Origin of the sequence: Paenibacillus sp. PCH8, assembly GCF_002968835.1 — a bacterium.
Lineage (GTDB): Bacteria > Bacillota > Bacilli > Paenibacillales > Paenibacillaceae > Paenibacillus.
In genome coordinates this window covers 1,553,165-1,578,516 of sequence record NZ_PKQK01000001.1, presented here as the reverse complement: position 1 = coordinate 1,578,516, position 25,352 = coordinate 1,553,165, and the positions used below count along the sequence as shown (strand labels likewise).

Here is a 25,352-nt window from a genome sequence, read left to right as displayed (position 1 = left end):
TAGCCTTGATTGAAGCAGCTAAAGGTATTATGAAATTGATTCAAGTACGTACATTTTTGTGCCCTGGTACCCTTTTTGATACCTGGTCGTCTTCCTATTTCGGTTCTGCCCCATTCTGGAAATGACTGCAAAACATGATATGATAACCATAGAGAACTACAATAATTACTATACCCAATTTACATAAGTTGTGACTAACGGTTACACGAGAACGGAGAGGGCAGAAATAACCTGTAGAAGCATAGCTAAAAGCTTTCTACAAGAAAGCTACTTCGAAAGCATACACTTTGCCTAAAAGCTTTCTGAAAGAAAGCTGCATCGGAAGCATACGCTATCCTCAGATTTTCACATTTGTTAAAAGTGGATCAAAAAATCTGGGGATAACAGCGATCAGAAAGTTATTCTGACCTCGTAGTGAATCAGTGTAAAACAAGTAGTTCAACTTATATACTACTCAAGCCAGGGAGAGATTATAGATGAAAGATATATTAATTCAAAGACTGAGTACTTATGTTCAGATGGATACCCAATCCGATGAAAATAGCGAGACATGCCCTTCCACACCCGGCCAACTGGCCTTGGGCAAACTGCTCGTTGAAGAATGTAACTCCATTGGTCTGCAAGATGTGACGATGGATGAGAATGGTTATGTGATGGCTACACTGCCATCCAATACCGACAAGGATGTTCCCGTAATTGGTTTCCTGGCCCACCTCGATACAGCAACCGACTTTACTGGCAAAAATGTCAAACCACAGGTTATCGATAACTATGACGGTGCTGACATTGTGCTGAACTCGGAACTGGATGTAGTACTGTCCAACAAGGATTTCCCGGAACTTCACGAATATAAGGGCCACACCCTGATCACAACCGATGGCACATCATTGCTTGGGGCTGACAATAAGGCAGGCATTGCCGAAATTATGACGGCGATGGCCTATCTGATTGAACACCCGGAAGTGAAACACGGTAAGATTCGGGTTGCTTTTACCCCGGATGAAGAGATTGGCCGTGGACCGCACAAGTTTGACGTGAAAGCTTTTGGCGCCAAATATGCCTATACAGTAGACGGCGGACCCCTTGGCGAATTGGAATACGAGAGCTTCAACGCGGCTGCTGCCAAAATTACCGTACGAGGTACCAATGTACATCCCGGTACAGCGAAGGATAAAATGGTGAACTCCCTGAAAATTGCGATGGAATTAAATAGACGTCTGCCTGCGGAGGAAGCGCCTGAATTCACGGATGGTTATGATGGTTTCTACCATCTGTTGTCTCTGGAGGGTGACGTCGAGCTGACGAAGATGAGCTATATCATTCGTGATTTCGATCGGGAGAAGTTTGAAGAACGCAAAACCAACCTGCTCAATATCGCAAACGAAATGAAGACCACGTACGGAGAGAAAAGTATCACGGTGGAACTGAATGATCAGTACTATAACATGCGTGAGAAAATCGAACCGGTGCGCCAGATCGTCGACATTGCCCATGAAGCTATGACTCGGCTGAACATCGAACCTATTATTCGCCCCATTCGGGGAGGAACAGATGGTTCCCAACTGTCTTACATGGGCTTGCCAACACCGAATATCTTCACTGGCGGTGAGAACTACCACGGCAAATTCGAGTATGTATCGGTAGACAATATGGTCAAGGCAACCCGTGTCATTGTTGAAATTGTCCAGTTGTTCGAGCAGCGTGGAGATATCTAAACTGCCGATACGCGCGACGCAAACATGCACCCTCTGAACGATCTCGGAGGGTGCTATTAGTTGCGATCATTCATATATATTGCCTCCCGCGATGGTGCGGAGCTGTTCCAGATCACAGATCTCGACCTTTCGCTGCACTTTACGAATGATATTCCGGTTACTCAATTCTTGAATTACTCGGTTAAGATGTCTATAGCTAGTACCCAGCATATCCGCCAGCTCGGTCAGTTTGGATGTCTGTATCTCTTCAGAGGAGAACTCGTCCTGTTCCATCGTGGACAACAGGTAACTGGCGAGTCTGCTCTCTACTGGATAGAGCATATTCAGACTCGACAGATTCGAGAAGGTGTACAACTTGTGTGTGACTTGGCTGAGCATGAAGTGAAGAAATTTGGAGTTCTCTGCATATGTATTCTGGAGACAGCGATAGCTGATACCCAGCAACAGGCTTTTGTTCACAGACTCCACCGTATTCTTGGCCTCCTTGCCATTGACCAGCTCCAGATCTCCCACGAGCGCAAGTGGTGTGCTGAAGCGAAGCAACAGAGACTTGCCATTAGGCAGCGTTGTATAGATCTTGAGCTTGCCCTGTACGAGAAAATACAATCGCTCAGGCCGCTCTCCTTTAGCACAGATGACTTCCCCCTTGGACGCTTCAAGTAGTCTTAGTTCAGCGAATGCAGAGTCATCCAAAACCTGATCCAAACCGTTGTTACGGGCAATCTGCCGCATTCGCTCAAAATCCATAATTTCCTTCATTTCAGCCCATCCTCCTTCACCTATTGATTGTATAAAAACGGACATAGGTCCCGAATTTGTTATGTGCCTATATCATTATCTCGAACTAAAAACAGTTACAACTTGAACTTATATCCAGTTAATCGTTTTTAATGGGAAAGATGCAACCCTATCGACCTCAAACCGTCATAACTTTATTCCACTAGGCGTTCAGGATCACCCCTTTTTATCCGATGAAAGAGAGAGTATGCTTGCACACGATTTAAAATATAACAATTTAAAATATGGAAAGGAAGGCTTGCTCCCATGAACAATGTAGATGCCATTTTGAAAGCTTTGCCTTATATTAGTCAAATTCTCAGGGAACCAGCCAGTTTAACGGTATACGATCACGAGAAGGTATTGGATGTCATTACCACAGATAAATTTGACCTTGGCTTTGAAAAAGGGATGCCGCTCTTAGATTCGTTTCAAAACTTTTCCGTCTTGAAAAACGGAAAAGATGCCAGTCTTTCTACGATCCCCAAGGAGGTATTTGGTATTGAACTGGATACCCTGAACATTCCGATCTTTGATGATCATCAAAAAGTCATTGCTGTTTTTTGTATATCGTACGACCAGTCTAACCAGAACCAACTCGAAGAGATTATTGAAGAAAATCATAACATTAACGCCAACCTGGTTGATATGGTACAACACGTTGCTGCTCATGCTGAAGAATTGCAAGCGACAAGTGAACAGATCCTCGAAAACGCACGCCTTGCCGTTCAGAACTCCTCCCAGATCAACAAAGTGGCCGGATTCATTCGGGAAATCTCTGAACAAACGAATCTGCTCGGACTGAATGCTGCCATTGAAGCTGCAAGAGTAGGTGAGGCAGGAGCTGGATTCGGCGTCGTAGCTTCGGAGGTTCGCAAGCTTTCGGTTGATGCGAAGCAAGCAACCACAGATATTGATGTCAGTCTGAGAGATGTACAACAAGTGATCAAACAGATGGAAGTTGAAGTTTCCCAGATTGCAGCCTCTTCCCAGGAACAAGCCACGCTGGTGCAATCCTTTACCGAAGTCATTGAGAAGCTGAATGAAACAGGTAATCGGATGAAAACTCTGTCTGAACAATTAATTAGCTATTCTATTTAAGAATGAATAACCTGATGTAGCAAATAGGACTTCTTCTTTCCTTGCGGGAATGTAGAAGTCCTATTTTATTTAAAGTTGTTACACTTTCTTACCCATCACTTCCGCCTCGGATCCCCAACACTCCACTTCACCCGGAATATGAATTCGGTCACGAGTAAAGATCGGGTCACGTCCCTCGGCCTTTTGTTTCTTATAGTCTTTCAGTGCCTCAAAAGTTACTTTGGACAACATCAGAATCGCAATCAGATTCACTACGACCATGAGTCCCATGAACAAATCTGCCAGATCCCATACCAGCTGCACTTTGGCGACAGCTCCAAATATTACCATGGTGATTACGCATATACGGTATACCCACAGCCAAACTTTGCTCGATTTGATAAACTCGATGTTCGTTTCTCCATAATAATAATTACCGATAAGTGTACTGAAAGCAAAGAGAAATACCATAACCGCCAGGAATCCCGACGCCCATGAACCCATATGCACACTTAATGCGGCCTGAGTTAATTCAATACCACCCAGATCCGAGCCTTTGTACACCCCTGATAGTAAAATGATCATGGCTGTACTTGTACATATAACAAGTGTGTCCGTCAGCACGCCAAAGGCCTGAATAAGTCCTTGTTTAACCGGATGTGACGTATCCGCTGTAGCAGCGGCATTCGGTGCACTACCCATACCTGCCTCATTGGAGAACAAACCCCGTTTAACCCCATTCATCAGTGCAGCGCCCAGTGTACCCCCAGCTACCTGTTCAATGCCAAAGGCACTTTTCACGATCAATGCGATCATAGCCGGGAGCTGGGTAATGTTCGCCAGCACGATAAAAGCCGCTACCCCAATGTACAATACGGCAAGCACAACGACGATGTATTCCGATGCTTTGGCAATCCGTTTGACACCCCCATAATAATCCCCGCAAATATCACAGCCATAATGATCCCTACCGTTAACCGATCCGTACCAAATGAGTTCTCGAATGCAACGGTAATGGTATTGGACTGCACGGCATTGAAGACCAATCCGAATGAAAGCGTAATGAGAATGGCAAATAAAATACCCATCCAGCGTTTCCCCAGCCCACGCTCCATATAATAAGCAGGCCCCCGCGGAATCCGCCCTTGTCCTTGATTTTATAGATTTGAGCCAGCGTGCTCTCCACAAAACTGGAGGCAGAACCAATAATCGCAATGACCCACATCCAGAATACAGCACCAGGCCCCCCAAGTGCGATCGCCAGTGCAATACCGGTGATGTTCCCGGTACCTACGCGGGCTGCCATACTAATGCAGAACGCCTGAAATGGTGAAATCTTGCCAGGTTCTTTACTCTTAGGCTCTCTGAGAACCTTCACCATATCTCCAATCATGCGAAACTGCATGAAGCGGGTCTTGGTCGTAAAATAAACACCGCATACAACCAACAGAATGATTAACAGCTTGGACCATAGAAAATCATTGAAAATGACGACAATATCTTGTATTGTTTGCTCCATCGGTATGCCCCTTTTATATATTGTTTAACTTCTTAATTACAGAGACGGGTCACTCGAAAAGTTTGTACCATTCTGCACATGACCTGACTAATTCTTTTAGATGTTACTTATACTACAAGCGCATCTACGAAAATCGACAAATACCTACATGTATTTTCTATTTTATTTTTATAAATGGGCGTTGATTGTCCAATCATTGTTATTTAATCTAACATGTAAGGTTTCTATGCAAGAGGGAAAGGAACGATTACACTGGAACAAGAGTTAACGGCGGGGTTAACCGTCTTTACCATAGATTTAACGATCACCCCATTGACTGAGAGAGGAGATGACTGACTTGCGTTATTTTATCGTGGATGATGATCCTGGCGTTCGTTCGATGCTGATGGATATTATAGAAGATGAAGGACTTGGCGATATTGTCGGGGAAGCTGAGGACGGAGCACAACTTCATGCGGAACTGCTGGAACTGCACAAGGTGGATATACTTCTCATTGATCTGCTGATGCCGCAACGGGACGGAATTCAGACCGTGCGGGCGCTTGAAGGCAGGTTCGAGGGCAAGATCGTCATGATCTCCCAGATCGAGTCGAAAAATATGATTGGAGAAGCCTATTCACTGGGCATTGAATATTATATTACCAAGCCGATTAACCGGCTGGAGATTCTATCCGTTCTGCGGCTAGTGGACGAGCGGCTGCGCATGCAGCAATCCATCGCAGATATTCAGCGAACATTGCAGGGGTTGTCCGGCTTGCAATCCACCGAGCGCCATGTGGCTCCGGTTCCGGACAAAACAATTACGACAGCAGGACACTTCCTGCTGTCCGAGATGGGCATGATTGGGGAGGCGGGCAGCAGGGATCTGCTTGACATGCTGGAGTATCTGGAGCAGGTAGAGACCGAGGATCACAAACTGTCGCCCTATATGTTCCCGTCCCTCAAAGACATCTTCCAGAATGTGGCCACACGCAAACTGGGATACGATGCATCACTCGCTGAGGTTAACAAGGAGATTAAGGCATCGGAACAACGTGTCCGCAGAGCCATATTCCAGACATTGAGCCATGTGGTTTCTCTAGGGCTAACCGATTATACACATCCCAAGTTCGAGAACTATGCATCGAAATTTTTCGATTTTACCGAAATTCGCAAGAAAATGCTGGAGCTGCAAAACAACGTGGAGCCTTCCTTGTCCCAGACCCGCATTAATACGAAGAAGTTCGTTCAGGTATTATATTTGGAAGCCAAACGGCTACTGTATTAACAGAGTGCTTCCTTAACGTAACAAACGGGCATGAATCATACGCCGTTATGGTGACCCTCTTCAACTGAGGCTGTCCCTTCCGGCTATATTCATGCCCGTTTGTATGACCAAGCGGTGCTTATCTATGTATTCAGTTCTATATATTTCATAATCCATTCCGGTCAGGACCGTGAATGATTTCGCTTAGTCCGGTTGTACTCATTGATTAATTCATCCAATGCCATAGACTGCTGAATCACATCGGGATGCCCAAGACCACCCTTGTTATGCTCTACTAGCATATGAAGGTTATGTCTGGCCTTCTCAATTTTATTTTTCAAATCCAAACTCATAACCATAATCCCTGATTCCTCCTATTCTGTGAATCATTTTAATTTTTTCTGTCAATCTATAGTTGGATTATCATATGGCATAGGGGACATGGATGTTTTGTATTCTTCTCCAAATTTGGATAAAGATTATTCTATCATACTGGAGCACATTCGAAAACGGCTGGTATAACGCCATTTTAGCCATGAATCCACTCATTTCATGCCAGAATCTCGCCTCATCATTGCTTCCAGATCTGATTGTGTCGTTATTGTGTATATTGAAAAAGCAAAGAGCACCTCTCCTGTATACGGACAACCACATGAGTGATTCCATATCCGAAAGAGAGGTGCTTACCTGTTAGATCACGATTCTTATCGTGTAACTTTTACTTGTATCACTTCACTTGTAACTGTTCCACTCTCATTGATCCATTCCACAACATACTCGTATTCACCCGATGCACGATCTATGATCGCCACCTTGGTTGTCTGCCCATTAGGCGATGAAGGGGTCAGCGGCTGGCTGTCGATCACTTCCCCATTTTCATACAGACGGTATAAAGTGGCATTGGTACCCCACCACAGGTTCATTGTAATGGTGTAATTGCCATCCCCGTCCCAGTTGTCATGGGATAGTTCAGGCTTCGCAGGTGCAGCATCACGAACGGTAACCGTAAGTGGCTGACATTCCGTAGTCCCTTTGGAATTAATCAGTTCACACGTGTACACATAGGTGCCGTTTGCTCGTCCGGTGACATCCGTGGAAGCCTTCTGAGCAGAAGGTGTCGTGGCATTCAGCCTCTGAGAGTCAATCAACTCTCCGTTCTCATACAGCCTATACTCGGTCGCATTGTTCCCCACCACATATTCATCGTGACGGTATACGTCCCATCGCTCAGGCCGTGGCCATGCCCGTTATTGTCGGACAGCACCGGCACTCCCGGTGCACCCGTGACTTGATCAGCAGCAGTGACCGTCAAATTCTGTGATAAGTCCCGCACCATTTACGGCCCGAGCTGTAAAGGTATGCTTCCCGGCGAGTCCTGTAAGGGTGATTTCATCACCTTGATTCACAACTCGGTCGTCCCACGTCAGTTTCAGAAGCGTGATTCCAGACTCCAGATCTTCTGCCTTCACGTTTACTTTCAGTACATCATCTTCTTTCATCTGCTCCGCAGGCATTCCTGTAATGATCGGCGGCGTTGTATCTTCCGGTTCTTCCGGTGCACCCACATAACGAATGTTCGGTGCGGCAGGCTGTTCCATACCTGCACCCAGATGAAAGCCCGTATGCGGGGGCTGGTTATAGGCTACATTAACACCCACCCCTTCGCTTCTACATCATTGAATACATACCAACCGATTTTCATGGAACACTCTTTAAGTAAGCGCTTGCATTTTGTCGTTTCAAAACACTCCTTTTCGGTTTCCTTATCACCTCTTCCGCATCACTTTTGATTCACTGCGCCACTATATTGGGGCAACCTATGGGACAAAGGTTTTTTATTTCCCCTCGATACTATCGTTTCTCTCCGTAAATGAACATGTAATTTCCCGTCTTTTTCCATTAAAAAACCGATTTCTTGCTTGCCTAATCCGCATATAAGCCTTACAATTGTTCGTCTATTGTCTCAAAAGGTAATAAAATCCCTTTCCTTAACGAAACCATTCAGGTACAATAGGGCGATGTGTGTATCCGGACCCGGCGGATACAAATGATGTAGTATAGAGGACGGCGGCCAACGACGGCCATTGATCCTGATTTGATATTATTGGAGGCTTATCATCACCATGCAGACCGATTCACAGACTAAAGTCAAAATTGTTAATGCCGATCCCAGCGCAATGGGATTATTTGGGTTGGCTATCGTAACACTGGTCGCTTCTTCCCAGAAACTTGGCATTACAGAAGGACTTAGCTACGCTATTCCTTGGGCGATTTTCCTGGGTGCCTTTGCCCAGTTATTCGCATGCATTCAAGATTCCAAACGCAACAATACGTTTGGCACAACCGCTTTTGGCGCATACGCGTTCTTCTGGTTCGCGATGGGTGCCAACTGGCTAATTAAAATGGGCGTATTCGGTTCCACGCTCGCGGAACAGGCAGACGGTAAGCAGCTCGGATTTGCTTTTGCCGGATACCTTGTATTCACCCTGTTCATGACGATCGGTGCGATTGAAGCGAATAAAGTTTTGCTCATTATCTTCATTCTGATCGACTTCCTGTTCCTTGGACTGACATTTGACGCATTCGGCGTAGCTCCTCACATTTTCCATACCATTGCTGCTTATGCAGAGATGGGAATCGGAATTGTGTCCCTGTACGGTACAGGTGCTTCGGTACTGAACGCTCACTTCGGCTATACGTTCTTGCCTATCGGCAAACCGGCTGGCATTTTCAGACCCAAGGCTTAATATACAGCAGTAAACCGCCCGCGCGCCGGTCCGCGCCTGGCGGTTTTTTTCGATGTTAATGACTTTATTTGTATATGATTTTGACCGACACCTATACTAGGGATACTATATAAGTTCAACTAAAAATTTACACAGAACGTAGAGGACAGAAATAACCTGAAGAAGCGAAGCTACAAGCTTTCTTAAAGAAAGCTACATCGGAAGCATATGCTATCCCCGGATTTTCCCTTTATAAAAAGGAATCAAAAAATCTGGAGATAACAGCGAACGGAGGGTTGTTCTGTCATCGGAGTGGCCCTACAACACGTGAAATGTCACAGCAGCCATACTGCAAGGAGGAAGCATCATGAGAGAAATACCCAAGCCTACGGAACTGGATCAGGTGGAAAAAAAGTATATGCGTGAAACACGCTGTTTCAAGACGTCACGGGTGTTCCCAACAGACGTTAATAACCATAACACGTTGTTCGGTGGCAAACTGATGTCCTACATCGATGATATTGCATCGATTACCGCCTCCAAACTTTGCCGGGTGAATACCGTAACCGCCTCAACCGACTCTGTCGATTTCTTGTACCCGATTAATCCGACGGATTCGGTTACCCTGGAATCTTTTGTGTCCTGGACAGGACGAAGTTCCATGGAGATCTTTGTGAAGGTGATTCGTGAGGATCTGAAGACCGGGGAGAAGAAGATCGCGGCGACTGCATTTCTGACCTTTGTGGCTCTGGATGAAAACAATCGCAAACTGATCGTTCCCCGCATTATTCCGGAGACGGAAGAAGAGAAGAAGTTATACGAGACCGCTCCGGCTCGGGCAGCCATGCGGAAACAACGGCGGGAAGAGAGCAAGAAATTCGCCGACTTCCTGACCGTCACTTACCCTTGGGAATAATAGGATACGAACTTTTTCAACGTATTAACAGAGACTTATCTGGACGATGCCGGATTGATGGACACCACTCTGCTATCCGGCAGTTCACCACCCATAGACACACACCACTGCTGATAGATGCGATACGCCGCACCGCTCGCAAGTACCTCCTGACATGTATATATGCCCTCTTCAATGGAATTAACCCGCCCGGCAGCGTACAAGCGAAAGCCTCCATTTAACAAGACCTGATTCACAAAAGCAATATGGCCGTCACCGCTTAACACACTTTCCGCCACTTCAAGCTGCTTCGCAGCCGTCCAGACCAGTTCCGGCACAGGCATATCCAGTTCGTAGGCCGCAGGATCAACAAGTTCCAGCTTCATATCACCATCTTCTACCGCATATACACGCGTTGGCCGATCAATGTACAGATCCTCAGAACCTTCCATCCCCTGTACCACATATGCACGACGGTAGTTGAATCGGGTAAGCAGCTTCGCAATCCGATCAAGGAATGTATTATGAAATACACCGAAGACAAGATACGGCGAATGGTTAAAATCAATCAGTTTCTCAGCCGTGTTCAGCACCGTGCGGAAGCCAAGTTCTTCCCGTAACGGACGAATCTTGCGGAGAGGCATGCACCAGTCCTCAGCGGACACGTACATGACACCCGAACGCAAAGCAGCGCTCCGGGCATCCTCCCGATTCATCTGGCGTGTATCAATTCCCGCTTCCTTTAACAGTGTCGACAGCGTAATCCCCCATTTGGGCGGCAACGGATCACTCCCGTGTAAAGTCACTGGCAGCCCAGCTGCAGCGAGTACAAATGCAACCGGGAACGTCGCCATGAACGACTTCGTTCGTCCGTCATAGGGACCTGCGCAATCCAAACCGTCCTGAAATACGGAGAAGCGCTCCGCACTGTTACGACACGCATGAACAAAGGCTTCCAGTTCCTCAACGTTTTCCATTTTCATTCGTTCAGCCATTAGAAACGCAGCTGTCTGCGCAGGAGAGACCTCCTGCTTCAGGATTTTCTCTGCTACAGTCAGTGCCTCTGCATAATTGAGATCACGCGATCCTCGTTTCCCACGTCCGACCTCTCGGAGTATCTGAGACATATCCATGGAGAATCCTCCTTCCGATTAAGACTGGAGCAGTTGATGTGCTTTCACAATTGCCGTGGCAACATCGACCATCCGTTTGCGTTCATGCATCGCTTTCTTGCGTAAGAGATCATAGGCTTCAGACTCGGAGATCTGCTTCAGATCACACAGGATGGCCTTCGCCATATCAATCCACTTTCGATCCTCCAGCCTGGATTGTAGTTGCTTCCGCTCCTGCTCCCATTGTTTGCGTTCCATATAACGCCGAGCCGCAAAGTGCAGTGTCCAGTGAACCTCCGGCCCCGTCATGGAAGGTGTCATTATCCCGTCAAACGAGGTGTCCACCTCACAGGATTCTACGGAGGAAGAAGCGGTGTCCGGTGCACACCACCACAGCAGTGGGGTCTCCGACTTCCCCTTTCCCAGGCAACTCACCCAATATTCCACATCCGCCAGAGACAGATGCAGAATGGAAGCATCCGCCTCACGAGCGAGCTTCAGCGCTTCCGCTTCACTGCCTGCTACCTGAACATGGTACCCGTTCGCTCCCAGCAGCCTCTCCGGTGTCAGAGGGATTGCATCGGACGAGTCAGCTATCGTCGGTTGTATACGGATGACCAATAAAGATCGCATGATGGATCAATCCCTCCCTATTACGTATAGTCAGAATCCTTAACATAGGTCCCTCCATTACATGAAAGCGCTACATATGTTATATTACCTGACAGGAAAACGCGAAGTGGTACGATTGCACTACCTGATTCCGAGAATTATAACCATGATTCGGGTCTAATTATCCTGTTATTGAGAAAGGCTTTCATTCTACAAATGGCACCTTTTCTACGGTTTTTGTAGCTTTCGGTAAGCTGAATTCATCTAAATGCTTCATTTTTATGAATATATACCTGTAAAACTCCCTCGATCATTCGTATTCCAATAAACTCATGTAAACATAATTAACTTTAAATTTCAAATACTTTTTTATGTTAACTATATTGACATGAGTAGTTGGATCTTTTATAGTTAAGCCACAACAACTCCATATATGAATCGATCACAGTTACAACGGCGTAACTGGTTGAAACGGCAATGAAGCCTGTTTTGCAATCTCGGAGCAAGGGAAGCGTATGTGATACGCAGTCCTCCGAGGCATAACAGGCTTTTTCTATTTTAGAGACAAGGCGATGAGACAGTTTGCAGAATGGATCTAAGGGGGCTAATCATAATGAGTACAACGAAAAAACTGGTGCTGGTCGGCAATGGCATGGCGGGAATCCGCACAATTGAACATATCCTGAAGCTTGCTCCGCATGCCTATGAAATTACGGTCTTCGGCGCAGAGCCACACCCTAACTACAACCGTATCATGCTATCCTCTGTACTGGCTGGCGGAACAACCATCGAAGATATCGTCATCAACGAATGGAGCTGGTACGAAGATAACAACATTCGAGTCTATCCAGGTGACCCGGTTGTCCAGATCCATGCCGAGCGCAAGGAAGTTGTATCTCAGAATGGTGTACGTGTAACCTATGATGAGCTGATTATGGCAACCGGCTCACAGGCGTTCATCTTGCCTCTTCCCGGGGCTAACAAGGAAGGCGTTATCGGTTTCCGTGACATCAAAGATTGCGAGACCATGATGGACGCATCGCAAAAGTACCGCAAAGCTGCCGTCATCGGGGGCGGACTGCTTGGGCTTGAAGCTGCACGGGGCCTGCTCAATCTGGGCATGGACGTCACTGTCATTCATATTAACGGTCATCTGATGGACCGGAATCTGGATCTCCCGGCAGGATTAATGCTTCAACGGGAGCTTGAAGAGCAGGGCATGAAATTCCTTTTGAACAAACATACCGAAGAAATCACAGGCAAACATCGGGTGAAAGCCATCCGGTTTACCGATCAAACCGTTCTCGAAGCGGATCTGGTCGTCATGGCTGTCGGCATTCGTCCGCAGATTGAACTGGCTCGCAATTCCGGCCTTGACGTGAATCGAGGAGTCATCGTAGATGATTATATGCATACCAGCATCCCTGGCATCTCTGCTGTTGGTGAATGTGCAGAACACCGCGGTATCGCCTACGGATTGGTTGCTCCATTATATGAACAAGGCATGGTGCTCGCCAAACGCCTGGCTGGTGCGACGACCGAAGGATACGCAGGTTCAGTCACTTCCACGAAGTTGAAAGTATCGGGTGTCGATGTCTTCTCTGCCGGACAATTCAAAGACGCTGCGGACACCCGCAGCATTCGCATTCAGGATGATGTTGATGGCGTGTACAAAAAGATGGTTATCAGGGATGGACAGCTGATCGGAGCTGTATTGTTCGGGGATACCACAGATGGCGCATCGCTGTTCTCTCTTATGAAGAGTGGCGAGAACATTAGCGGTCGTGAGAAAGAGATTCTACTCGGCTTCCCTTCCGGCGGTTCAGGCTCCGGTCCATCTGTTGCAGAGCGCATGGCAAGTATGGCGGATGATGAAATTGTCTGCGGGTGTAACGGTGTTACCAAATCTTCCATCGGAGACGCTGTGCTGAATAAAGGCTGCAACACCCTCGGTGCCATCAAATCCTGCACCAAAGCTTCGGCTTCCTGCGGTGGATGCAAACCCATTATTGAGAACCTACTTACGTATTATGCTGGTGATAATGTAGGCGAACAGACCAAAGAAGGCATCTGTGGCTGCACATCATATGACCGGGATGAGATTGTTGCACAAATCAAGGAAATGGGACTGAAAACCGTTAAGGAAGTCATGAACGTTCTCGGTTGGAATGAGCCGGAAGGCTGCTCCAAATGTCGCCCATCCCTGAACTATTATCTCGGCATGATCTGGCCGACAGAATACGCCGATGAGCGTGTATCCAAATTCACCAACGAACGTTACCATGCCAACATTCAGAAAGATGGCACCTATTCCGTTATCCCACGAATCTATGGTGGTGTAACTTCTCCAGCTGAATTGATCAAGATTGCAACCGTTGCAGAGAAATATGATGTACCGATGGTGAAGTTCACTGGTGGACAACGGCTGGATCTACTCGGTGTGCAAAAAGAGAATCTGCCGAAAATCTGGGAAGAACTCGATATGCCTTCAGGCTTCGGATACGGCAAAGCGCTGCGGACGGTGAAGACTTGTGTGGGTAATACGTTCTGCCGATTCGGGACACAGGATTCCATTGAGATGGGCATTCGTCTGGAGAAAAAACTCGACAAGATGGTTGCTCCGGCCAAAGTGAAGCTCGCTGTCTCTGGATGTCCGCGGAATTGTGCGGAAGCGACGATCAAGGATCTGGGTGTCGTTGCCATTGATGGTGCATGGGAGCTTCATGTGGGCGGTAACGCGGGAGTCAAGGTTCGTACAGCCGAACTGCTGTGTACGGTGAAGACCGATGCTGAAGTGGAAGAGTGGACCTACGCTTACCTGCAATACTATAGAGAGAACGCAAAATGGAATGAGAGAACAGCGGCATGGATTGAACGGGTAGGTCTGGATCATGTGAAGAATGCACTGGAGGATCGGGATGTACGTCTTGCTCTGGTTGAACGTCTGGAAGTCACATTGGGCAACACCGTTGATCCTTGGAAAGAAATCATTGAAGACGAGAAATTGCGTAAAAACTTCACCCCACTGTCCGGTGCCGAGCCGGTAACTCACTAGGAAGAGGAGGAACAGCGATGAACAGATTTCGGATTGGACATCTTGCGGATATTGATGAAAAGGGAGCACGGACCTTCCAGATACAGGATACCGAAATTGCAGTCTTCAAACTGAGCGATGGTAGTCTGCATGCTGTTGAGAATCGCTGCCCTCACAAGGGCGGCAAGCTGTCGGAGGGTATGGTGTGTGGCACAACGGTTCATTGTCCGCTGCATGACTGGAAGATTGATCTCCAGAGCGGCAAGGTACATGAACCGGATGAAGGCTGCCTGAATACCTACCAGACAGAAGTGGACGGGAACAGCGGAGATATTTACATCACGATTGCGGGTTAGCGTAACCAACCTTCCCTTATATCACAAGACCTATGATTACCCTCACCATCTAACCTGACATTATGGAGGTGTGCGCTATGGATTTTGTTAAACCTGCAGAAGTACTGCAATTAATGGTCGAAGCTGGGGAGAGCAAAGCCAGAATGAACCGGGTACAGATGCTCATCCGCGGTTTTCTGGCAGGGGCGATCCTTGCCTTTGCAACCACACTGGCCTATACCGCTGTATCTCAAACTTCCGTTGGTTTGGCAGGTGCACTGATTTTTCCCGCAGGGTTCGTCCTGATTATTCTGCTGGGTCTTGAACTGGTGACTGGGAACTTTGCGATGATTCCACTCGCCGTGATGAAACGTAGAATTACTTGGATGGATATGCTCCGAAATTATTCCTGGGTGATTACAGGTCATCTAATCGGATGTGCATTCTATGCTCTGTTATACGGCCTAACCATCACGAAGATGGGGACAGATATGAGCAACCCTCTGATTCAAACGCTGATCCAGACCAGTGAAGCCAAGACATTGGGGTATCAGCATCTGGGCGGAGTGGGTATTGTTCTGGTCACCATCAAAGCCATTCTATGTAACTGGATGGTTACACTCGGAGCTGTTATGGCGATGACCTCTTCTTCTACATTGGGTAAAATTGTAGCGATGTGGCTGCCGATTACGATATTTTTTGCTCAGGGTTTTGAGCATGCTGTAGTGAATATGTTCGTCATTCCGGCAGGCATGATGCTGGGTGCACAGGTCAGTATGGCAGACTGGTGGCTGTGGAATCAGATCCCGGTGTTGGTGGGTAATCTCATTGGCGGAGCCGTATTTACAGGTCTCGGTCTGTATGCCGCTCATCACTGGGGCAATCCTGCGAAGCTCTCATCCAAACTGGCAACCATTCAGGGCGGTCGTTCAGGATTGGCAAGCCCCGATGCTGCACCGAAACTGGGGACGCGGTCATGAGCCGGGGCCTGGTGAGTATTGTTGGCGCTGGTCCTGGAGATCCGGATCTGATTACGGTCAAAGCCCTGAAACGCATTCAGTTCGCAGATGTCATTATGTATGATCGGCTTGTGAATGATCAGTTGCTCGCTGAGGCTCGTGAAGGAGCACTTCGCATCTACTGCGGCAAGGCTCCAGGCCTTCACTCCATGAGTCAGGAGATGATTGGACGGATGCTGGCTTCACACGCAGCAGAAGGCAAACGAGTCGTACGACTCAAGGGTGGCGATCCGTTTATCTTCGGCCGCGGCGGTGAAGAAGCGCTTGTACTGGCCGAAGCGGGGATTGCATTTGAAGTCATTCCCGGCATCACTTCGGCAGTGGGTACATCTGCTTCATCCCTTATTCCGTTAACCCATCGCGGGGTCGCTTCTTCCTTCGCATGTGTCACTGGAACCGGCAGTGACGGAAGTGTATCTTCGGTCCGCTGGGACCTGCTCGCCCATAGTGTGGATACACTGGTCATCTATATGGGTATTAGCCAACTACCTCAGATCCAGCACGAATTGCTTCACCATGGCAAAAGTGGACACACCCCTGCGGCTTTAATCGAACGGGGAACCACTTCGGAGGAACGGATTATTACCGGCACACTCTCCGAACTCCACTCCCTCGCCCTGTCACATCAAGTAAATAATCCGGCATTAATTATGATCGGAGAGTCGGTCCTGGTCCGCGAGCAACTGCTTCAGATGCAGCAGGCCGCGAACGCCTCCATGACCGGATAATCCGGTACTTTAATCCAAAAGCATACGTTCATGAATGGTCCGACCCTTCTGCCCTGGTTCAATCAGCAGACGGGTCGGTTTGATGTTAATCAGTGCCGTAAGCTGCTCCCCCATATAATGCGCAGAATATTTGAACCCAATCTCCGCCCAATGCATAATTACACCCACCGTAGCAGATACCAGATAACTTAACATGATGTCGTAATTAATCGTCTGCTCGCTATCCTCGGTCACCAGTACAAAATCTTCGGTTAGATACGTTCTAAACATATTGCACAGCCGGGAACCCATATCTCCATGCATCGTCATTAGTGCACGGAAAATATCCTGATGGGCTTCAATATATTCAAATACAGGCATCGTGGATGGCAGCAATGCAGTCATGTCCACTTCTTTGAGCTGTGTATACGGTTCTGCGTAAGCTTGTCCCACTCCCTGCATGAAATCATCCAGAATGAACTGTAATAACTCCGGTTTGCCGGGAAAATGTAAATAGAATGTTCCTCGGTTGTAATCCGCCCGCTCCGTAATATCCCGAATGGTTAGAGCGTCTGCTCCCTTCTCCAATATCAAAGAAACCGCCGCAGCGATGATGGCATCCTGCGTTCTTCGTGCTCTCCGGTCCTGAGGATGTTCAATGATCAACATTCTCGCCTCCTTTGTTCATTATTGTAATATAAATGAACACCGCTTACATCTCTGTCCGATAGCAGACATATGCGCTGTCAATGATGATTGTCACACCGCTATGTATATCTTAACATTGAGACAGGAACGATAGACGACAGGTTGAAACTTTTTTTGAAGAATACCTGCCAATAATGAATAAGGAGCGGATAGTTCATGAGTACATCTTATACACATACAGCCGTTATTACAGGAGCAGCCGGTGGCATTGGTAAAGAGTTGGCACGCCGCCTCGCGGAGCGCAAAATCAATCTGGTTCTGGTAGATCTGAATGAAGAAGCCATCCAACAGACGATCACCGATCTGAACCTCGACAAAGAACACGTGATCGCGGTGAAAGCGAACGTTTCCCAAGAAGCCGACGTGAAAAACTATGTGCAAAAAGCACTGGATGCGTTTGGCCGAATCGATTATTTTGCCAACAATGCCGGGATTGAAGGTCCAACCGGACTGATCGAAGACCTGAGTGTTGAAGCACTCGACACCGTATATAACGTTAACATCCGCGGGGTATTCCTGGGTCTGCAGAACGTCATTCCAGTCATGAAAAAACAAAAATCCGGTGCGATCCTGAATACCTCTTCCCTCGCGGGTCTGATGGGTGCTCCGGCCGTATCTCCATATATTATGTCCAAACATGCCGTGGTTGGTCTCACGCGTACCGCTGCCAATGAGCTGGCACCTTACAATATCCGGGTGAACGCCGTATTGCCAGGTACAATTAACACACGCATGATGCGCCAGATCGAGGCGAATTCCGGCAACGCGGAAGATTATCAATCAGCAACGGTGTCCAGCATTCCAATGGGCCGTTATGGCGAACCGGAAGAAGTCGCTGCGGTGATGAACTTCCTGTTGTCCGAAGAAGCATCCTATGTAACAGCTTCCCTCTACACCGTAGATGGCGGCTTGATGGGTCAATAAGAAGCCGATAGCTACAATCTAAAAAAAGCCTCAACACCACATTATCGTGGAGTTGAGGTCTTTTTACAGTACAACACTTGCGATGCAAAAAGCTACATAGGTGAAATTCCACTTTTGGAATAGCACCTTATCGCCTATTTGCTCTGTACCTTAATAATAGGGCCTGTCAGGTTCTACGCTAATCTTAATCTACGTATCCCGCGTGACCCTTGTCCATCAGATAGTCCATTTCAGCATCCAAAATGCTTTCCACAGTCAACTCGTCCAGCTTCACATCTTTACGACTAAGGATGTAGTCAGCCAGATCATCCCCATCAATATCCACATCGTTACCTTTGGTATTTTCGTGCGCCTTGTTGATGTACGCTTGCTCATGCTTCAGCACAAGAGCGATATTCGCTTGGCTTGCTTTGGTTTTATCTGCAATATATTGCATCATTTCTTGTTCATTGATTGAGTTCGTGTCTGTCACTTCTGTTCATCTCCTTGATTCATACATACTGTTGCCATTGTAGCATAGGTTAACCCATTACAGGCAGAACTTATGCCTAATTGCCGATTATAGAGCCAGACTGAAGGGTTAGTGTGGAGCAGATGCGTAGAGGGGATGTTTTTCATTTAGGTGGAAATCAGACTTCCGTGCAAGTAGCGAGTAGCGAGGCCCTCACTCCCGCTCTATGCTCTAAACCTTCATCCGACTCTACGCCAGCGCATCACGCCGCCCCTACGACAAACGCACGTAAAATGTAGCGCCTTCTCCGACCACACTTCGAGCGTACACCTCTCCTTTATGCTGATCCACGATGGAACGCGCAATGGCCAGACCCAGACCATGTCCACCATGCTTGCGGGCTCTTGAAGAATCGGTACGATAGAATCGATCGAAGATCCGGTCCAGATGTTCCGATGCAATGCCTTCCCCTGTGTTGGACACGGCTAGCATGACATCATTATTCTGTTTCTGAAGCGTAACGTTCACGGACCCTTTGGGACCGGAATACTTCACAGCATTATCCAGCAGGATCAGAATGACCTGTTTGATCTGCTCACTGTTTCCATGAACCGTCAGATTCGGCTCAATGCTGTAATCGAGGGAGATGTTTTTCTCAAATATTACGGCCTCCATCGGCAAAATAATACTCTCTACCGCATCGCTCATATTAAACTTCGCATGAATCATCGTGGAGCGTGAGTCATCCATCTGTGTTAGATAGAGCAGATCATTCGTAAGTCCGGTCATGCGCTCAGTTTCCGACTTGATATAGTGTAGCCATTTGGCCTGGTTCGCTATAGTATCCTCTTGATTCGCAAGCAGTACGTCAGCATTGGTATTAATGATCGCCAGAGGTGTCTTCAGCTCATGTGAAGCATCCCCGATAAATTGTTTTTGCTTCTCAAACGCTTCCCTGACCGGTGCAATAGAGCGATTCGCAAAATAACGGCTCAGGAAGTAGATCACAATCAGCATAACCAGTCCAACAACGGCAAATGTATAGATCAGATTCGTAAGAATGCCTTGTTGCGCCGTCACATCAATGAATACGATCATATGCCCATTACCGCTTGGATCAACCACATAAGCCCAGTCCGTTCCATCCAGTGCAAATTGTCCCGTCTGACGTTCCGAATTATCAACTTTATCCTGGTCAACCTTTGTTAGCGCCTCGGTGTAGAACGTATCTTCCATATCAAAACGGGAATGCGTATCCGTAATCTTCCACTGGTCATCCGTCTTGATCATAAACGAAACGGAACGTGCCGGAGGTGAGTTGGGATCACCTCCCGGTCCTCCATTATCACCACCCATGGCATCGGAAGGTAGTGATTCTGAACCTGAACTTTCTGAACCTGAGCCTGTACTACCACCTGTACCAGAACCCTGCCCTTCCCCACGCGGCATTTTGGATGAATTATAAGGACTGTGGTAGAAATCAGACACCTTGTACAACTCCATATTCGTCTCCCGTTGCACATTCTGGTACGTAATCGTATAGATCGTCACAAATGCCACCAGCATCATGATGGAGATGGACACCAGATTCACGATCAGGAATCGATTGCGAAGTTTTTTGAACATTAGGACGTCACCTCAAGTACATACCCGACACCCCGAATGGTGTTAATGCGGACGGCAGAATTCAGGAAGGTTAATTTTTTGCGTAAAAACGAGATGTAGACCTCCACATTGTTATACTCCACTTCCGAATCGAATCCCCATAACTTCTCAATAATCTGCTCTTTGGAGGTAATCGCCTGTTTGCGGTTGATCAACAGCTCCAACAACTCATTCTCCTTCAGATTCAGCTTAATCTCCTTGCCCTGAACACTCAGTTTCAATTGGGTTGTATTCAGTTCCATATCACCAAACTTCAGCCCATCCTCAGGAACCACTTCGCCCTTCCGCCGTAAGGCTGCACGAATCCGAGCCAATAATTCCTCTGTGGCAAAAGGCTTGGCGATATAATCATCGGCACCATAATCGAGACCTGTGACTTTGTCCGATAGTTCACCTTTCGCAGTGAGCAGAATGACGGGTGTATGATTCCCTTCACTTCGGAGTTTCTTCAGGACGGTGATCCCGTCCATCTCCGGCATCATGATGTCGAGTAGTAACAGGTCGTAGATGCCGCTCTGCGCATAATCCAATCCTGATCTGCCGTCGTGGACCATGTCCACGGAGTAGTTGTTTTTTTTCAAAATCTGCGATACAGCCTCTGCCAAATGAACCTCATCTTCCGCAATTAATATTCTCATCATCTATTCATTCCTCTGCTTGAATTATTCGTCTTCATGAACCCTTCAGGATATCACCTATTCTATCAATTGAACCTTGAATCAATCTTAATTCATTTCTTGCAGCCGTACTATTAGTAGGAAGGTAAAAAAATGTTAACGCAATGTAAAGTCATTTAAGATTCATTCAAGGTTAGACCCCTAAGATACAGATATGGAAGCAATACACGATGGAACAAAACATACAACCCGCAAACGAAAGGACTGAATCCACATGGCTATTGAAGTATTCAACCGATATGAGAGCAAATATCTTCTGACGGATGAGCAGTACGCACACTTCTACAATGATCTGCTGAAATACATGGAGCTGGATGCCTACAACAAGAAACATGAGTACTACTCCATCAGCAACCTGTACTTCGACACGCCACAGGATTCGTTGATCCGTGCCAGTCTCTCCAAACCGAAATACAAGGAGAAGCTGAGACTGCGAGCTTATGGAGTACCTGAAGAGAATGCCAAAGTGTATCTGGAGATCAAAAAGAAAGTTTTCGGCCTGGTGAACAAGCGCAGAACAGCCTTGAAGTTGGATGAAGCTTACGAATTCGTTCGTTCGGGACAGGCGCCAGAGCTGGCAGATTATATGAATAAACAGGTTGTAGAAGAGATCAAATACTTCCTTCGATTATACGATCTTGAACCAAAAGTGTATCTGGCGTATGAACGCAAAGCGCTGTTCGATAAAAGTAGTCGTGATCTCCGCATTACCTTTGACACCAACATTCGCAGCCGCAGAACTGATCTGAAGCTGGAACAGGGAGATTACGGTGAACCGCTGGTGAAAGACGGTCGGTGGCTGATGGAAGTGAAAGCCGAGAAAACGGTTCCGCTGTGGCTGTCGCAACTGCTCTGTGAGCATGGTCTGTATCGTACCGGGTTCTCCAAATACGGAAATGAGTACAGACATCTGGCGAGAACAACGAACCTGAATTACCAGACGGAGCGCATTCCTGTGCCAGGTACCGACTTCAACCCATCCATAGAACAAGATAAAACGATCATAGAAAGAGAGCGTGTCCTATATGCTTGATTCCCTTTTCAGTTCAGCCTTAACCGATACCGATCTAACGTTCAGCAATGCAGTCATCACCATTGGTCTTGCGATCATTCTGGGCTTGATCATCAGCCTCACGTACATGAAGACCAACCAAAGCACATACTCCCAGAGCTTCACCTTAACAATGGTCGTCCTGCCCGTTATTGTCGCCATCATCATCCTGCTCATCGGCAGCAACATCGCACGAGCTTTCAGCTTGGCAGGTGCCTTCTCGATCATCCGATTCCGAAGTGCCCCTGGTGACCCAAAGGACATTGCTTACGTATTGTTCACGATGGCTTCCGGTCTTGCCTGCGGTGTAGGCGCTTTTGGATACGCGGTTCTGTTCACCATTATCCTGTGTGTGCTGATGTTTGTCCTGAGTCGCTTCAACTTTGGCGGGAAGAAGAGTCAGCTGAAAACACTGAAAGTCACCATCCCCGAGAACTTGAGCTATGAAGAAGCACTGAATGAAGTCTTCCATACATTCAACGTACCTTTTGATCTGAAAAAAATAAGAACCACCGAACTCGGCAGTCTGTATGAGCTGGTCTACAGTGTAACCATTCACGAAAGTGTTAGCCAAAAGGAATTCCTCGATGCCATCCGTACACGGAACGGCAACCTGGATATCTCGTTAACCATGAGTCCAACAACGGATTATTAATTTAAATTTGAAGGGAACGATCCAATATGAAGAAGAAAATGATAACAGGCAGCAAACTTTGGTCCATCGCCATGATAACTACCCTGCTCGCGGCATGCAGTGCTCCAGCAGCAACCAACACGACGGCCAATGCCGCAACGTCAACGACAGGAACAACCAAAACGGTATCCGTCAGCGAGCAAACTTCTGTGAAATATGCAGATCTGGTCTCACTGGATGCTGACGATACCAATGTAAGCTGGAGTGCAACGGATTCCACAACGATCAAGCTGAACGGCACAACTGCAACGGTAACCGGTTCGGGAGCCAAAGCAGCCAATGGATCGGTAACGATCTCCGAAGCAGGCACCTATGTACTGAGCGGTGAGCTAACCGATGGCCAGATCGTGGTCAACGTTGCCGATAAGGGCACCGTACATCTCGTACTGAACGGAGCAACCATCCATGATAACGACAGTGCAGCCATCTATATTCAGAAAGCCGGTAAAGCGGTGATTACACTTGAAAAAGGAACCAAGAACACCGTTTCCGATGGCAAAACGTATGTATACGCCGACGCTACGACAGACGAGCCGGATGCTGCGATCTTCAGCAAAGCGGATCTTACATTCAACGGTGCAGGTCAATTGACCGTCACAGGTAACTATAATGAAGGGATTACGAGCAAAGATGATCTGAAGATCATTAGCGGAAACATCAGCGTCAAAGCAGCCGATGACGGCATCAAAGGTAAAGATATGGTTGCTATCCAGGCGGGTACGATTACCATTCAAGCCAAAGGCGATGGTATCAAATCCACCAATGACACGGATACCACCAAAGGTTACGTTGCTATTGCAGGAGGTACCTTCGATATCCAGAGTGGCAATGATGGTATTCAGGCCGAAACCGCACTCGTTACCGATGGCGACACATACAACATTGTGACTGCCGGCGGTAGCGTCAATGCACCAACCAAAGTCGAAGAAGGTCCATTTGGCGGCGGCGGTGGATGGGGCGGCGGTACGCCTCCAACCGATATGGGTACACCACCGGATGGCGAACCTCCTGCCGATATGCCGGAGATGCCTAATAACAGCGGTACGAGTGCAGGTGCTAATACGAACGGCGCAGCAGCATCCAACTCTGCCAACACAACAGCAACAACGGATACCCATGCGGATGCGGACACTGCAACAACAGCAACGGAGTCCACAAGTGCCAAAGCACTCAAAGCAGGTACAGACCTTACGGTTAATGGCGGTACGTATACCATTGATTCCATGGATGATTCCCTGCACAGTAACAATAACGTGACAGTCAATGACGGAACATTCAATATTGAATCTGGTGATGACGGCATTCATGCCGATCAGGCCCTTACGATTAACGGTGGAACCATCACGATTGCGAAGAGCTATGAAGGACTTGAAGGTGCAATCATCACCCTGAACGATGGGGATATAGATGTAACGGCATCTGATGATGGCGTAAATGCTGCAGGTGGCGAGACAGAAACAGCTGCGAATACAGTGGCAAGCACAGATAGCGCTACTACAGCAACCAATGCAGCAACGACATCCAACATCTCTGTAACCGAAACGACAGGTACAACATCGACTACCGATCAGGCATCCCAAGGTACAGATGCTAATCAGCAAGGACGTGGACCGGGCGGTATGGGCGGTGCAGCAGCGAGCAATAACGAACTTCACATTAACGGAGGTTCGCTCACTGTAAACGCAGGTGGTGATGGACTGGATTCCAATGGTTCCATTAACATGACTGGCGGAACGGTTATTGTGAACGGACCGACAGATAACGGTAACGGAGCATTGGATTATGACGGTACATTTGAAATCAGCGGTGGATACCTCGTGGCTGCCGGCAGCTCTGGCATGGCACAAGGAACATCCGATGCATCTACGCAAAATACCATTGTGATGACATTCCCTGCAACGCAAAAAGCTGGAACACTTGTCCATGTACAAAACAGCGAAGGCAACAACATCCTGACGTTCGCCCCGGCCAAAGATTATCAGACGGTAGTGATTAGCTCTCCCGATCTTGCGAAAGATGGCTCCTATGTGATCTACTCCGGTGGTACGTCTACAGGTAAAGCGGTGGATGGTCTCTACACAGAAGGTACCTACAGTGATGGAACTCAGGTGGTTGCATTCCAGTCCACAAGCAATGTGACTTGGGTGAATGAATCTGGTGTAACCACAGCCAATACAGGTATGGGCGGTCCTGGTGGAGGCGGTGGACAAGGCGGATTCGGAGGCGGCAGAAACAGATCGCAATCCGGTACAACCTCTGAGAGCACAGGCACTACGGATTTTGCAAAATAAGGCATGATGCCTGAGCGATAGCGCATAACTCGCTTCTCAGGCGCAGGCAAAATAGAACAGGCTCCGACTTCACTTCACAAGTGAGTTCGGAGCCTTTTTCGTTATTCTTCTGGA

Annotated in this window: 23 protein-coding genes and 1 pseudogene; 13 read left to right on the top strand and 11 right to left on the bottom strand. The window is 47.6% G+C overall.

Going from position 1 to position 25,352, the window contains the following annotated elements; genetic code table 11:
* Positions 1 to 476: 476 nt before the first annotated feature.
* Positions 477 to 1,715 (top strand): peptidase T, encoded by a 1,239-nt coding sequence (gene pepT / locus C0Q44_RS06940; RefSeq protein ID WP_105406613.1) that lies wholly within the window; start codon positions 477 to 479, stop codon positions 1,713 to 1,715.
* 66 nt (positions 1,716 to 1,781) lie between these two features.
* On the opposite strand, the gene C0Q44_RS06935 is transcribed toward pepT, so the two are convergent.
* A complete protein-coding gene (locus C0Q44_RS06935; protein ID WP_105406612.1) occupies positions 1,782 to 2,474 on the bottom strand; it encodes a Crp/Fnr family transcriptional regulator in 693 nt (230 codons plus the stop codon).
* A gap of 285 nt (positions 2,475 to 2,759) precedes the next feature.
* Between C0Q44_RS06935 and C0Q44_RS06930 the strand changes: the two genes are divergently transcribed.
* Positions 2,760 to 3,593, top strand: coding sequence for a methyl-accepting chemotaxis protein (locus C0Q44_RS06930; protein WP_105406611.1), 834 nt, complete (start codon positions 2,760 to 2,762; stop codon positions 3,591 to 3,593).
* A 78-nt stretch (positions 3,594 to 3,671) separates the two neighbouring features.
* Here C0Q44_RS06930 and C0Q44_RS06925 read toward each other — a convergent pair.
* Positions 3,672 to 4,878, bottom strand: a pseudogene (locus tag C0Q44_RS06925) (alanine/glycine:cation symporter family protein).
* Positions 4,879 to 5,428: 550 nt separating this feature from the next.
* Here C0Q44_RS06925 and C0Q44_RS06920 point away from each other — a divergent pair.
* On the top strand, positions 5,429 to 6,358 hold the full coding sequence (locus C0Q44_RS06920; RefSeq protein ID WP_105406610.1) for a response regulator: 930 nt from the start codon (positions 5,429 to 5,431) through the stop codon (positions 6,356 to 6,358).
* A gap of 161 nt (positions 6,359 to 6,519) precedes the next feature.
* On the opposite strand, the gene C0Q44_RS06915 is transcribed toward C0Q44_RS06920, so the two are convergent.
* The 3 genes from C0Q44_RS06915 to C0Q44_RS06905 all read right to left on the bottom strand — a co-directional run bounded on the left by C0Q44_RS06915 (position 6,520) and on the right by C0Q44_RS06905 (position 7,995).
* Complete coding sequence (locus tag C0Q44_RS06915; RefSeq protein WP_105406609.1) at positions 6,520 to 6,696, bottom strand: aspartyl-phosphate phosphatase Spo0E family protein; 177 nt, start codon at positions 6,694 to 6,696, stop codon at positions 6,520 to 6,522.
* A gap of 345 nt (positions 6,697 to 7,041) precedes the next feature.
* Complete coding sequence (locus C0Q44_RS06910; RefSeq protein WP_181150883.1) at positions 7,042 to 7,533, bottom strand: early set domain-containing protein; 492 nt, start codon at positions 7,531 to 7,533, stop codon at positions 7,042 to 7,044.
* Between the two features lie 96 nt (positions 7,534 to 7,629).
* Entirely contained in the window at positions 7,630 to 7,995 is a 366-nt protein-coding gene (locus C0Q44_RS06905) for a hypothetical protein (protein ID WP_105406607.1), read from the bottom strand.
* 465 nt (positions 7,996 to 8,460) lie between these two features.
* Between C0Q44_RS06905 and C0Q44_RS06900 the strand changes: the two genes are divergently transcribed.
* On the top strand, positions 8,461 to 9,084 hold the full coding sequence (locus C0Q44_RS06900) for an acetate uptake transporter (RefSeq protein ID WP_105406606.1): 624 nt from the start codon (positions 8,461 to 8,463) through the stop codon (positions 9,082 to 9,084).
* Positions 9,085 to 9,430: 346 nt separating this feature from the next.
* Positions 9,431 to 9,979 carry an acyl-CoA thioesterase gene (locus tag C0Q44_RS06895; protein WP_374955070.1) on the top strand — a complete coding sequence of 183 codons (549 nt, stop codon included), beginning with the start codon at positions 9,431 to 9,433 and terminating at the stop codon, positions 9,977 to 9,979.
* A gap of 35 nt (positions 9,980 to 10,014) precedes the next feature.
* Here the strand turns inward: C0Q44_RS06895 and C0Q44_RS06890 are convergent, their stop codons facing one another.
* The gene (locus C0Q44_RS06890) at positions 10,015 to 11,091 is read right to left on the bottom strand and encodes an anthranilate phosphoribosyltransferase (protein ID WP_105406605.1); all 1,077 of its coding nucleotides are present in this window, start codon (positions 11,089 to 11,091) and stop codon (positions 10,015 to 10,017) included.
* Positions 11,092 to 11,109: 18 nt separating this feature from the next.
* The gene (locus C0Q44_RS06885; protein ID WP_105406604.1) at positions 11,110 to 11,703 is read right to left on the bottom strand and encodes an ANTAR domain-containing response regulator; all 594 of its coding nucleotides are present in this window, start codon (positions 11,701 to 11,703) and stop codon (positions 11,110 to 11,112) included.
* A 592-nt stretch (positions 11,704 to 12,295) separates the two neighbouring features.
* Between C0Q44_RS06885 and nirB the strand changes: the two genes are divergently transcribed.
* The 4 genes from nirB (at position 12,296) to cobA (ending at position 16,798) form a co-directional block, all read left to right on the top strand.
* Positions 12,296 to 14,737, top strand: a complete 2,442-nt coding sequence (nirB, locus tag C0Q44_RS06880; RefSeq protein WP_105406603.1) for a nitrite reductase large subunit NirB — start codon at positions 12,296 to 12,298, stop codon at positions 14,735 to 14,737.
* A gap of 17 nt (positions 14,738 to 14,754) precedes the next feature.
* Positions 14,755 to 15,072: a nitrite reductase small subunit NirD gene (nirD, locus tag C0Q44_RS06875; protein ID WP_105406602.1), complete on the top strand. Its 318-nt coding sequence runs from the start codon at positions 14,755 to 14,757 to the stop codon at positions 15,070 to 15,072.
* A 77-nt stretch (positions 15,073 to 15,149) separates the two neighbouring features.
* Positions 15,150 to 16,031 (top strand): formate/nitrite transporter family protein, encoded by an 882-nt coding sequence (locus C0Q44_RS06870; protein WP_105406601.1) that lies wholly within the window; start codon positions 15,150 to 15,152, stop codon positions 16,029 to 16,031.
* Positions 16,028 to 16,798: a uroporphyrinogen-III C-methyltransferase gene (cobA, locus tag C0Q44_RS06865; RefSeq protein WP_105406600.1), complete on the top strand. Its 771-nt coding sequence runs from the start codon at positions 16,028 to 16,030 to the stop codon at positions 16,796 to 16,798. The genes C0Q44_RS06870 and cobA overlap by 4 nt, the downstream gene beginning before the upstream one ends.
* A gap of 9 nt (positions 16,799 to 16,807) precedes the next feature.
* On the opposite strand, the gene C0Q44_RS06860 is transcribed toward cobA, so the two are convergent.
* Positions 16,808 to 17,446, bottom strand: a complete 639-nt coding sequence (locus tag C0Q44_RS06860; protein WP_105406599.1) for a TetR/AcrR family transcriptional regulator — start codon at positions 17,444 to 17,446, stop codon at positions 16,808 to 16,810.
* 195 nt (positions 17,447 to 17,641) lie between these two features.
* On the opposite strand from C0Q44_RS06860, the gene C0Q44_RS06855 reads away from it, so the two are divergent.
* On the top strand, positions 17,642 to 18,409 hold the full coding sequence (locus C0Q44_RS06855; RefSeq protein ID WP_105406598.1) for an SDR family NAD(P)-dependent oxidoreductase: 768 nt from the start codon (positions 17,642 to 17,644) through the stop codon (positions 18,407 to 18,409).
* 184 nt (positions 18,410 to 18,593) lie between these two features.
* Here C0Q44_RS06855 and C0Q44_RS06850 read toward each other — a convergent pair whose 3' ends face one another.
* The 3 genes from C0Q44_RS06850 to C0Q44_RS06840 form a co-directional block, all read right to left on the bottom strand.
* Positions 18,594 to 18,848: a hypothetical protein gene (locus tag C0Q44_RS06850; protein ID WP_105407628.1), complete on the bottom strand. Its 255-nt coding sequence runs from the start codon at positions 18,846 to 18,848 to the stop codon at positions 18,594 to 18,596.
* 285 nt (positions 18,849 to 19,133) lie between these two features.
* Positions 19,134 to 20,486 (bottom strand): sensor histidine kinase, encoded by a 1,353-nt coding sequence (locus C0Q44_RS06845; RefSeq protein WP_105406597.1) that lies wholly within the window; start codon positions 20,484 to 20,486, stop codon positions 19,134 to 19,136.
* A complete protein-coding gene (locus tag C0Q44_RS06840) occupies positions 20,486 to 21,163 on the bottom strand; it encodes a response regulator transcription factor (RefSeq protein ID WP_105407627.1) in 678 nt (225 codons plus the stop codon). Before C0Q44_RS06840 ends, C0Q44_RS06845 begins: the two co-directional genes overlap by 1 nt.
* Before the next feature lie 253 nt (positions 21,164 to 21,416).
* On the opposite strand from C0Q44_RS06840, the gene C0Q44_RS06835 reads away from it, so the two are divergent.
* Genes C0Q44_RS06835 through C0Q44_RS06825 form a run of 3 tightly spaced genes read left to right on the top strand, consistent with a single transcriptional unit; the run spans position 21,417 to position 25,238 of the window.
* The gene (locus C0Q44_RS06835; RefSeq protein ID WP_105406596.1) at positions 21,417 to 22,235 is read left to right on the top strand and encodes a polyphosphate polymerase domain-containing protein; all 819 of its coding nucleotides are present in this window, start codon (positions 21,417 to 21,419) and stop codon (positions 22,233 to 22,235) included.
* Positions 22,228 to 22,908, top strand: a complete 681-nt coding sequence (locus tag C0Q44_RS06830; protein WP_105406595.1) for a DUF4956 domain-containing protein — start codon at positions 22,228 to 22,230, stop codon at positions 22,906 to 22,908. Before C0Q44_RS06835 ends, C0Q44_RS06830 begins: the two co-directional genes overlap by 8 nt.
* A gap of 26 nt (positions 22,909 to 22,934) precedes the next feature.
* The gene (locus C0Q44_RS06825; RefSeq protein ID WP_105406594.1) at positions 22,935 to 25,238 is read left to right on the top strand and encodes a carbohydrate-binding domain-containing protein; all 2,304 of its coding nucleotides are present in this window, start codon (positions 22,935 to 22,937) and stop codon (positions 25,236 to 25,238) included.
* Positions 25,239 to 25,352: the final 114 nt, after the last annotated feature.